The sequence below is a fragment of the uncultured Nostoc sp. genome, from assembly GCF_964245575.1.
In the GTDB taxonomy this organism is placed as follows: Bacteria; Cyanobacteriota; Cyanobacteriia; order Cyanobacteriales; family Nostocaceae; genus Nostoc.
Window position 1 is genome coordinate 1 of record NZ_CAXTNP010000144.1, and the last position, 10,898, is coordinate 10,898.

9 protein-coding genes are annotated in these 10,898 nt (G+C 43.3%); 3 read left to right on the top strand and 6 right to left on the bottom strand.

Annotated elements, in window-relative coordinates; all coding sequences use genetic code 11:
* Window positions 1-722 (bottom strand): tRNA (guanosine(37)-N1)-methyltransferase TrmD (trmD, locus tag ACFFAP_RS21740; protein WP_375513164.1); only part of this gene is annotated, 722 nt, incomplete at its 3' end.
* A gap of 628 nt (window positions 723-1,350) precedes the next feature.
* Between trmD and ACFFAP_RS21745 the strand changes: the two genes are divergently transcribed.
* Together ACFFAP_RS21745 and cphA are read left to right on the top strand one after the other, a co-directional pair.
* A complete protein-coding gene (locus ACFFAP_RS21745; protein WP_100898664.1) occupies window positions 1,351-2,214 on the top strand; it encodes a cyanophycinase in 864 nt (287 codons plus the stop codon).
* Between the two features lie 290 nt (window positions 2,215-2,504).
* Entirely contained in the window at window positions 2,505-5,210 is a 2,706-nt protein-coding gene (cphA, locus tag ACFFAP_RS21750; RefSeq protein ID WP_375513179.1) for a cyanophycin synthetase, read from the top strand.
* 69 nt (window positions 5,211-5,279) lie between these two features.
* Here the strand turns inward: cphA and tatA are convergent, their stop codons facing one another.
* The 5 genes from tatA to ACFFAP_RS21775 form a co-directional block, all read right to left on the bottom strand.
* On the bottom strand, window positions 5,280-5,453 hold the full coding sequence (gene tatA, locus ACFFAP_RS21755; protein WP_375513180.1) for a twin-arginine translocase TatA/TatE family subunit: 174 nt from the start codon (window positions 5,451-5,453) through the stop codon (window positions 5,280-5,282).
* Window positions 5,454-5,675: 222 nt separating this feature from the next.
* Window positions 5,676-5,864: a hypothetical protein gene (locus tag ACFFAP_RS21760; protein WP_375513165.1), complete on the bottom strand. Its 189-nt coding sequence runs from the start codon at window positions 5,862-5,864 to the stop codon at window positions 5,676-5,678.
* A gap of 70 nt (window positions 5,865-5,934) precedes the next feature.
* On the bottom strand, window positions 5,935-7,017 hold the full coding sequence (locus ACFFAP_RS21765; RefSeq protein WP_375513166.1) for a DNA-methyltransferase: 1,083 nt from the start codon (window positions 7,015-7,017) through the stop codon (window positions 5,935-5,937).
* 211 nt (window positions 7,018-7,228) lie between these two features.
* Complete coding sequence (locus tag ACFFAP_RS21770; RefSeq protein ID WP_375513167.1) at window positions 7,229-8,602, bottom strand: serine/threonine protein kinase; 1,374 nt, start codon at window positions 8,600-8,602, stop codon at window positions 7,229-7,231.
* A gap of 69 nt (window positions 8,603-8,671) precedes the next feature.
* The gene (locus tag ACFFAP_RS21775; protein ID WP_375513168.1) at window positions 8,672-10,090 is read right to left on the bottom strand and encodes a serine/threonine protein kinase; all 1,419 of its coding nucleotides are present in this window, start codon (window positions 10,088-10,090) and stop codon (window positions 8,672-8,674) included.
* A gap of 92 nt (window positions 10,091-10,182) precedes the next feature.
* On the opposite strand from ACFFAP_RS21775, the gene cbiT reads away from it, so the two are divergent.
* Window positions 10,183-10,785: a precorrin-6Y C5,15-methyltransferase subunit CbiT gene (cbiT, locus tag ACFFAP_RS21780; protein WP_375513169.1), complete on the top strand. Its 603-nt coding sequence runs from the start codon at window positions 10,183-10,185 to the stop codon at window positions 10,783-10,785.
* Window positions 10,786-10,898: the final 113 nt, after the last annotated feature.

Here is a 10,898-nt window from a genome sequence, read left to right on the forward strand (position 1 = left end):
CCCCCTGATCCCCCTGCTCTCCCTACCTCTCCTGCTCCTCCTGCTTCCATCTTTATCAGAAGATCAGGGCGGCGATCGCGGGTTCTTTGAATTTGTTGTTCGTAACGCCACCGGGCGATCGCGGCGTGATTCCCACTGAGCAAGACATCAGGCACTTTCAAGCCGCGAAAATTGGCAGGACGAGTATATTGGGGATAGTCTAATAACCCTTCCTCAAAACTTTCTGCGGTGAGGGACTCCGTTTTGGCTACGGTTCCTGGGATCAGCCGCACTACGCCATTAATCAAAGCCATTGCTGGAATTTCTCCGCCAGTCAGAATAAAATCGCCTAAAGATACTTCACGAGTTACCAAATGTAGCACCCTCTCATCCACTCCTTCGTAATGCCCGCAAATAACTACTAACTGGTCGTAATTTGTCACCAATTCTTTCAAAAGAGGTTGATTAATTGTTTGACCTTGTGGACTCATCAAAATTATTTCTCTTCGGGGTAGAGTTGGTAGCGACTCTACAGCGTTAAAAATCGGTTCTGGCTTCATTAGCATCCCCACGCCGCCGCCGTAGGGTTCATCATCCACCTTTCGGTGCTTATCAGTGGTAAAGTCCCGTGGGTTAACCAGATGCACTTCGGCAATCTGTTTGGCTAAGGCTTTACCTAGCAAACCAGAATTGAGAACAGAGTTAAAACAGTCAGGAAAAAGCGTAACTATATCAAAGCGCACAGTTATTCGTATTCAAGGACACTAATCTTAAATTTGAATGTCTAGCAAACACCAACAAGCCAAAGTCGGGTCAAACTCCAGTTAAACTTTATCAATAGTATCTAAAACTACCAGACCTCTTGGATTTTAGATGGGATTAAAAGTTTTTCTAATTACTTAATTTATGTTTAAATGTTGTCACAAGTACATTTAAATTAATAATCTTATCAAGTTAACAACTTCCAGGATGCATCGAGCCAGCCTCAGAAAAAAGCGTAGTCTTAACTGCTCGTCCTCAACCCCAAAGCAGGAATTTAGCCCCAAAAAGACTATTTTGCCCTGCTGCAAGTGGACAGGTGAAAAACAAGGCACTGGCTTTGAGGAATGGGAACGAACACGTTTAGACTGAGGCAACGCGAACGTTAAGCGAAAATTTGGAGAGTGGCTGATCCAGTTCCAAACTTCCAAAAAGTGTCCTCTCAAAGAAGCAAAGCGCAAAAATCATGGCTGCTTCTGAACCTTGTTAAATTCACACGCCATTCGCCACAAGCCAGGGAACCCTTTCGGCAGTTCCTCATGGGGGAAACCCCCAAGACTGGACTGCCTTACCAAGGCGATGGCACCTGAAGTTGTTGACAGGAGAAACACAATGCCGCAATTACAAGCTAAATCGCTAGAAATGAGGACACCCCAAGCAACTAAAACCGCCGTTCTGGTTATCGGAGGTGCAGAAGATAAAGTTCATGGCCGCGAAATCCTACGAACTTTTTTTGGACGCGCCGGTGCTAGTAAGGCTTATATTACAATTATTCCATCTGCCTCTCGCGAACCCGCCATCATCGGTGGTAGGTATATTCGCATTTTTGAAGAAATGGGTGCTCAGAAGGTAGAGATTTTAGACATCCGCGAACGAGAACAGTGTGAATCCTCCCAGATCAAAGCATCCTTAGAAGCCTGTAGTGGGGTATTTTTGACAGGAGGCGACCAGCTGCGTCTCTGTGGTGTATTGGCAGATACGCCAGCAATGGAAATTATTCGTCAACGGGTGAGGGCGGGGCAACTTACCTTAGCAGGCACGAGTGCAGGAGCAGCAGTGATGGGGCATCACATGATTGCTGGCGGCGGTAGTGGAGAGTCGCCAAATCGTTCCCTAGTTGATATGGCAACGGGTTTAGGTTTTATTCCTGAAGTAATCGTTGACCAACACTTTCACAACCGTAATCGCATGGGGCGACTGATTAGTGCGATCGCAGCTCACCCCGATCGCTTAGGTATTGGCATTGACGAAGATACTTGTGCAGTGTTTGAACGCGATGGTTGGTTACAAGTTATGGGTAAAGGTAGTGTCACCATTGTTGATCCCACTGAAGCCACCCACACCAACGAACCCCATGTCGGTGCTAATGAACCATTAACAGTACATAATTTACGTCTCCATATCCTCAGCTACGGCGATCGCTTCCACTTGTACCAGCGCACAGTATTACCTGCTGTACACCGGATCTCCAGCTGACGGGATAAAGTATCTGAGGTTACACTGAGTTGGCCAGAAATTTTAGATTTTGGATTTTGCAAAAAGTTGTAAGGAGGGGTTACCGACCTAGCAAACTTTTCAAGACGGATTTTTAATCCAAAATCATAAATCTAAAATCCAAAATCGGTTGACCGCACATTTATTTCTTATTGTAGAAAAATGATGAGAATAGTATGTAAAAAGAAAAAACTGTTTGTTACGAACAGTTTAGCGGTCAATTCCAGTAAGAAACTAGAATTTTGGTTCCGAATCTCCATCTACCTATTCCCATGAGAATCCTCAAGATCCAGACCTTACGCGGCCCAAACTATTGGAGCATTCGACGCCACAAGCTGATCGTCATGCGCCTCGATTTAGAAAACCTTGCCGAGACGCCCTCGAATGAAATCCCTGGCTTTTATGAAGGACTAGTTGAGGCGCTGCCGAGTCTGGAGGGTCATTATTGTTCTCCTGGCTGTCGTGGTGGTTTTCTGATGCGAGTCAAAGAAGGCACTATGATTGGTCATATCGTAGAACACGTAGCCTTAGAACTCCAGGAATTAGCTGGTATGCATGTTGGCTTTGGTCGCACCCGTGAAACTGCCACACGCGGAATTTACCAAGTAGTAATCGAGTATCAGAATGAGGAAGGGGGACGCTACGCTGGACGAGCCGCAGTACGGCTGTGCCAGAGTATCGTTGATCGAGGCCGTTATCCCAAAGCAGAACTAGAGCAAGATATCCAAGACCTAAAAGACTTCATTCGTGATGCTTCCTTAGGCCCCTCCACTGAAGCGATCGTCAAAGAAGCGGAAAAAAGAGGTATTCCCTGGATGTCTCTGGAAGCCCGCTTTTTGATTCAGCTGGGCTACGGCGTGAATCAGAAGCGGATGCAGGCCACAATGACGGACAACACCAGCATTCTGGGCGTAGAACTAGCTTGCGATAAAGAAGCCACTAAACGCATCCTCGCTGCTGCTGGTGCGCCAGTACCTAGAGGTACAGTGATCAACTTCTTAGACGATTTGGAACAAGCCATTGAATTCGTTGGCGGCTATCCTATCGTCACCAAGCCAGTGGATGGCAATCATGGACGGGGGATCACCATTGATATCAGAACTTGGGAAGAAGCTGAAGCCGGATACGAAGCTGCCAGACAGGTTTCCCGGTCAATTATTATCGAACGGTATTATGTTGGACGCGACCACAGGGTACTAGTGGTAAATGGCAAAGTAGTCGCAGTAGCCGAACGCGTCCCCGCTCATGTCATTGGCAATGGCAGATCCACCATCTCCGAACTGATTGAGGAAACAAACCTTGACCCAAATCGCGGTGAAGGACATGATAACGTCCTAACCAAGATTGAACTAGACCGCACCAGTTACCAACTCTTAGAAAGGCAAGGCTATACCATAAATAGCGTGCCACCCAAGGGCACTATTTGTTATCTCAGAGCAACGGCAAACTTAAGTACTGGTGGTAGCGCCGTAGACCGTACCGATGAAATTCACCCAGAAAACCGTTGGTTAGCACAACGGGTAGTCAAGATTATCGGTTTGGATATCGCCGGACTCGATATCGTCACCACGGATATTAGCCGTCCTCTGCGGGAAGTTGATGGCGTGATTGTCGAAGTTAACGCCGCTCCTGGCTTCCGAATGCACGTTGCCCCAAGTGTGGGCATCCCCCGCAACGTTGCTGGCGCAGTAATGGATATGCTGTTCCCCAACGAGCAATCTAGCCAAATTCCCATCCTTAGCATCACGGGTACTAATGGCAAAACCACCACTACGCGACTACTAGCACATATTTATAAGCAGACGAGGAAAGTAGTGGGTTATACTACTACCGATGGAACATATATCGGTGATTATTTAGTAGAAGCTGGCGATAACACAGGCCCCCAAAGTGCCCACGTCATCCTTCAAGATCCCACAGTAGAAGTAGCGGTACTAGAAACGGCTCGCGGTGGCATTCTCCGCTCTGGATTGGGCTTTGAAGCCGCAAATGTGGGAGTAGTATTAAATGTAGCCGCAGACCACTTAGGAATAGGTGATATAGATACCATTGAGCAGTTAGCTAACCTCAAGAGTGTAGTAGCGGAAGCCGTATTCCCCGATGGCTATGCGGTACTCAATGCCGACGATCGCCGTGTCGCCGCCATGTCAGAAAAAACTAAGGCTAATATTGCTTACTTCACAATGAACCCAGACTCGGAATTGGTGCGAAAGCATATCCAAAAGGGCGGAGTAGCGGCAGTATATGAAAATGGCTATTTGTCAATTGTTAAAGGTGATTGGACACACCGTATAGAAAGAGCAGAAAATATACCTTTAACAATGGGCGGACGTGCGCCGTTTATGATTGCCAACGCTTTAGCAGCAAGTTTGGCAGCATTCGTGCAAAACGTCACAATTGAGCAGATTCGTACTGGTTTGAAGAGCTTTCGGGCTTCAGTTAGTCAAACGCCAGGACGAATGAATCTATTTAATTTAGGGAACTACCACGCTTTGGTGGACTATGCCCACAACGCAGCCAGTTACGAAGCTGTAGGTTCCTTTGTGCAAAATTGGACTACAGGACAACGGATTGGCGTAATTGGTGGCCCAGGCGATCGCCGCGACGAAGACTTTGTTACTTTGGGCAAATTAGCAGCGCAAATTTTTGATTACATCATCGTCAAAGAAGACGATGACACACGGGGACGCCCACGGGGTTCAGCCGCCCAGTTGATTATTCAAGGCATCACCCAAGTTAAGTCTGATAGCCGCTATGAATCAATTCTGGATGAAACCCAAGCGATAAATAAAGGCTTAGACATGGCTCCTAATAACAGTCTGGTGGTAATTTTGCCAGAAAGCGTCACTCGCGCTATTAAGTTAATTAGGGCGCGTGGTGTAGTGAAGGAAGAGACACATCAACCAAATATTGGCACAACTGCTATCGATTCGCAAAATGGGATCGCACCTTCTTCTGTTGTTAATACACTCCTGTAATCAGGAGAAGACAGCGCTGGCTCCCCAACGCACTGCCTCCTAATGACTCCTGTATTTTGATTACTTTAATTATTGTTTTTCTTGTTCCGAATTGGTTTCGTCACTGGGAGTTTTTATCTCCTCCTTAAAACCTCGTAGAGTTTTGCCCAGTGCGGTTCCCAGTTCGGGAATTTTTTTTGGCCCAAAAATGAGAACAGCGACAATGGCAATTACAGCTATTTCTGGCCATCCCAGTCCAAACATATAAATTTCCTCTAAGGCATCTTTAATTAAATATAGACATTGATGGCTCAAATCCGATGAGTTCGCCATTGATAAGCGCTCGACCCTCTTGCAAAAATATTTTATAAATAAAACTAATATTCCGCATTTTTACATATATAGCAATACCGATATCCCTAAATAAATGTCTCAACTGTTATAGCAACAGCCTTGGTGATTAGGTACATCAACAGATGATAAAACTTAGACATAAAAAAACTTTTCACCCAGTTCCCAGTCCCTTGCTATATCATCTATTTCATCTTCGATAGCTTTAGCCATCAAATCTTCTTTCTGTTCAATTTCATTTAACTCTTCGTCAGATACGTCGAGTTCTTTATTCGCAAAGACTCGCCTAGCTTTTCTGTCGAAAATTTCAACAATATTATCCATAAATAAACCTTTTTAATTTATTAGACTCCATTCTGCAATTTCTTTAAAACGATTAGTTGGAGTAACTTCTTTAAAACAGTCCTAACTGTACTGACTGGTTATTATCAGCATTTTCTGTTGCTATTGGTGGTAAAGCTGCTGGAGGTTCAACAACTAAAGGAGCATTTTCTTCAAATCTCAGTTTTGAGCTTTTAATGTAGTCTTCATCAATCTCAAAAGCTAACCAGCGTCTTTGTAAAGTTTCTGCAACTCGACCTGTCATATTAGAACCAGCAAAAGGTTCTAAAACAATATCGCCTGGTTCTGTACAAAGGTTGATGACAAACTCTGGTAAAGCTTGAGGGAATCTTGCTGGATGTGGCTTAAAACCTTCTTGTTTGCAACGCCTTTGGTAATAATCGTTGGAAGCAGTATTCGAGGCAGAAATCATATTTACGGGCTGGACTAAATCTTCAAATAAAGTTTCTTGTATAAGAGTCTGTTGTCCTATTTCTTCTTTGTCTGTACTACAACGTCCATCAATAATATTCGGGGGAATGGCTCCTCCTCTATCCTTCCCAAATTTATCGGAAATATCATGGCCTGATGGTCTAACTTTGGGTTTATACCCATTATTTAGAAGGTTTTTCATCGCATCACTATAAGGCTTTAAAACCCTTCTGTTATTAGCTTTAGGATGCGGTTCTTTTGACAGCCACCAAATTGTATTTACCGAATCTTTAACTCTTTCCCTGCGAACTGTTACCCATTCGGCAGGGGTGGGTAGTTTTGCTGGGTTATACCAATACAATTCTTGTGCCAGATAAAATCCAAGTCCGCCTTTTTCTTTTGCTTTGCACAAAGCAACAACTAGTTCAAAATGATAAAGAGAACGAACTGGCATTCCTTTAATCCAACTGCCACCTATATCAATAACTAGTGAGCCTGTTGGTTTAAGAATACGGTAAAACTGGGCTGCATAATCTTTAAACCATTCAACATATTCCTCAGCATCAACGTTTCCGTATTCTTTTTTACGAAGCAATGCAAATGGTGGAGAGGTGCAAATTAAATCGATACTTTCGTCGAGAATACCTGCCATTAATCTTAGGCTGTTTCCTAAATAAGCAGCACCAAATTTTGTTTCGTAGTAAGGATTACAATTAAGTTTCATCTAAACTTTATTAGTACAATTGTACGGTCTATGAAGACAGTATCATCCATAAAAGCACAAGTTTTCCAACTGTTAGCTATTTTTTTTGATCAATTTGCTGGATGAATAGAGCAATGTGCTAAGTATCTGCACTCACAAAAGTACGTATGTTCTGTATTGAGTATGGTCGGCATAAAACTGGACACTTTGAATAAAGCCACGATCAGCTCAACTAACTTCCCATTGGATTGGTAATTGGCAAACCTAACCAATCACTTAATTCATGAGCTAGCCATTCAAGTTCTGCTTCAGATTTAATACCACAATTCGCACCAACCTGATATCTTTTTTCTCCCGACCAAATATATAGTGCTGAAACGGCAATTCCATTAAAGTATTTTGGAATGTAAACCAGCTTATTGATACTTTGTCTTGGTAATGGACGCCGTTCATTCAATTTCCAAGTAAACAATTCCCAGGTTAAGGTCATTTGTTCTGAATTTAGGCGCAAGCAGAAGCGTCCAAACTTCAAGAGAAGCAACCCATACATAAACCAACAGCCAAAACCCAAAAAGGGAAGAAGCAACAAGGCTAACTCCCTATTATAAGGAGTTAAGAGTGTGCCAATTATGCAACAAAGCCAGAATGAATTGTAGGCGATCGCAAATAAACCTATGAATACTGTTGATAGATTAAAACCAGCTGGTGGAACGATAATTTCTAGAGAATCCTGATTTTTGATTAATTGAATCTTACTCTCATCCGGTTTGCTAACTACCACAGTAGGTAAATTTATTGACTGTGGTTTCTCTAAGGCTGCGATCGCAACAGCAGCAGAACTCAAACGCCGTTCTAAACTGGGTTCAACCATCCACTTTAACCAATTGCTAAAGCTGGGACTGAGATTAGCCGCTACCTCAAACTGAATGCGAAAATCTTTTTGGGGTAAATCGCCTGGGTGTGTACCCGTCACCAAATAAATTAAAGTTGCACCTAAACTATAAAGGTCAGAAGCGGGAACAGTACGCCCGCCAAATTGCTCCTGTGGCATATAGCCATAAGTTCCTACCACAGTCCTAGTCCCGGTTTCTGTGGCGAGGACTGTCTGAACTGAGCCAAAATCTACCAAATAAACTTGACCAACACTATTACCAGAACGCTCCCCTAATAAAATATTGCTAGGCTTAATATCACGGTGAATTACAGGCGGATACAGCCCATGTAAGTAAATCAGAATTTCTAAAAGCGCTTTGGCTATCTGTTTGATTTCAGCTTCTGTAAAAGTCCGCCCAGTTTGTAAGTATTGCTCTAAAGTTTGTGCTGGAATATAAGTTTGTACTAAGGCAAATCCTTTGATGGTTGGTGAATTTATCTCAAAATAGTCTAAATAGCGAGGTATTAAGGGATGTGCTAGGTTTTTTAAAGTTTCGGCTTCTCGCTCAAACAGCTTGAGTGAATCCCATTCAAAGTCACCACTAAAAGAGAGTAACTTGATCACAACTACTTCCTGAGTTTTCAAGTCACGAGCTAGCAAAGTTATACGCCCAGCTTTTTTTCCTAATAGTTGCTGAACTTCGTAGCGCTCTCCCAATATTTGACCAATCATAATTAGTAAATTTTTATACTTTAAATACTGTAATCTAGCTAATTATATTTAAAAGTATTACATAAAATACTACTTGGTAATATCCATACGTAACCAATCACTTAATTCATGAGCTAGCCATTCCAGTTCCGCTTCAGATTTAATCGCACCACCAATACCACCAAGTTGATATTTTTGTACTCCTACCCAAATATCCAATTGTGGTGGAACGGCAATTCTAGTGCCTTCAGAGTCTTTAGTGAAATGTTTTGGAATGTAAACCAACTTAGTAATACTTTGTCTTGGCGATGTACGGGGACGATAAAATTTCCATGCAAACAACTCCCAGGTTAGAGCAATTTTTTCGGGATTCAGGCGTAAGCAGATGCGTCCAAATAAATGAAAGAGAAATTTATACACCATGACAAAACCAGCACCCCAAAAAGGAAGTGAGAACAAGGCAAAGGGGATGTTGACAGGAAAAGGGGCCGAGAGTGCGCCAATTGTCCAAAAGAGGATAAATGAATTCCAGGCGATCGCAAATAATCCTGTGAATACTATTGATGGATCAAAACCAGCTGGTGGAACGATAATTTCTAAAGAATCCCAATTTTTAGTTAGTTGAATCTTACTCCCGTCTGGTTTGCCAACAACTAAAGTAGGTAAGTTTATCGCTTGTGGTTTCTCTAAGGCTGCGATCGCAACAGCAGCAGAACTAAAACGCCGTTCTAAACTCGGTTCAGTCATCGACTTTAACCAGCGAGTCAAGCTAGGACTGAGATTAGCTACCTGCTCAAACTGAATCCGAAAATCCTTTTGTGGTAAATCCGCTGGGTGTGTACCTGTCACCAAATAAATTAAAGTTGCGCCTAAACTATAAATGTCAGAGGCTGTAACAGTGCGTGCGCCAAATTGTTCTGGTGGCATATAGCCATATGTTCCTACTACAGTTCTTGTCCCGGTTTCTGTGGCGAGGACTGTCTGAACTGAGCCAAAATCTACCAAATAAACTTCACCGACACTATTGCCAGAACGCTCCCCTAATAAAATATTGCTAGGCTTAATATCACGGTGGATAACAGGTGGATGCAGTCCATGTAAGTAAATAAGAATCTCTAAAAGCGCTTTGGCTATCTGTTTGACTTCAGCTTCTGTAAAAGTTCGCCCAGTTTGTAAGTATTGCTCTAAAGTTTGGGCGCGGATATAAGTTTGTACTAAGGCAAATCCTTTGAGCGTTGGTAAATTTACCTCAAAATAGTTTAAATACTGAGGAATTAAGGGATGTGACAAAGATTTTAAAGTTTCAGCTTCCCGCTCAAATAGCTTGAGTGAATCCCATTCAAAGTCACCACCAAAGGAGAGTAACTTGATCACAACTAATTCCTGAGTTTGCAAATCACGAGCTAACAAAGTCCGCCGCCCTGCTTTTTTTCCTAATAGCTGCTGAACTTCGTAGCGTAGACGCGCAGCGTCTTGTCCTTGGATATCGCCTAATATTTCGCCAATCATTATGGTTTCTTGAATGCTACGGTTGAAAAGTTTTAGAGCTTATAGCTTTTCAATTTGGCAAATCCATATCTTTAGTATAATTGCGTAATTCTATGCCCTCCCAACTTTGGCCTTATATTACCCCAGGTATTCCCGATGAATTGTTTGAACATTTGCCAGGAATTCCCCTGAGCCAGCGAGAAGTCCGACTGCTGTTAATTGCCCAACTGCGACTAAAATCAGATTCTATTTTGTGGGATATTGGCGCAGGGACGGGTACAATTCCAGTAGAAGTGGGGCTATTGTGTCCAGGCGGAAAGATTATTGCTATAGAAAGGGATGAAGAAGTAGCTAATCTGATCAAGCGTAACTGCGATCGCTTTGATGTGAAAAATGTCGAAGTTGTTGAAGGTAGCGCTCCAGAGTGTTTACATAACCTCAAGGTTGTCCCTCACCGTGTTTGTATTGAGGGAGGACGCCCCATTCAGGAAATTTTGCAAGCAGCATGGCATTATTTGCCACCATCCGGTAGGGTTGTAGCCACAGCTGCTAATCTAGAAAGTCTGTATGCTATTTCCCAGAGCTTTTCTCTGTTAAGGGCTAGAAATATCGAAGTCGTTCAGTCTGCGGTTAACCGCTTAGAGACGCGTGGCTTTTCTCAAACCTTTACCGCCGTTGATCCCATTTTTATCCTTAGTGGTGAGAAACTGGACTGAGGACTGGGGACTGGGGACTAGGGACTGGGAAAAAGTTTTCCAAATACCCAATACCCAATACCCAGTACCCAGTACCCAGTACCCAGTACCCAGTACCCAGTACCCAGTACCCA

Bases quoted from the DNA above. Each gene is read 5' to 3' on its own strand.
- ACFFAP_RS21745 (WP_100898664.1), top strand. From the start codon at position 1,351: ATGCCGCAATTACAAGCTAAATCGCTAGAAATGAGGACACCCCAAGCA.
- cphA (WP_375513179.1), top strand. From the start codon at position 2,505: ATGAGAATCCTCAAGATCCAGACCTTACGCGGCCCAAACTATTGGAGC.
- tatA (WP_375513180.1), bottom strand. From the start codon at position 5,453: ATGTTTGGACTGGGATGGCCAGAAATAGCTGTAATTGCCATTGTCGCT.
- ACFFAP_RS21760 (WP_375513165.1), bottom strand. From the start codon at position 5,864: ATGGATAATATTGTTGAAATTTTCGACAGAAAAGCTAGGCGAGTCTTT.
- ACFFAP_RS21765 (WP_375513166.1), bottom strand. From the start codon at position 7,017: ATGAAACTTAATTGTAATCCTTACTACGAAACAAAATTTGGTGCTGCT.
- ACFFAP_RS21770 (WP_375513167.1), bottom strand. From the start codon at position 8,602: ATGATTGGTCAAATATTGGGAGAGCGCTACGAAGTTCAGCAACTATTA.
- ACFFAP_RS21775 (WP_375513168.1), bottom strand. From the start codon at position 10,090: ATGATTGGCGAAATATTAGGCGATATCCAAGGACAAGACGCTGCGCGT.
- cbiT (WP_375513169.1), top strand. From the start codon at position 10,183: ATGCCCTCCCAACTTTGGCCTTATATTACCCCAGGTATTCCCGATGAA.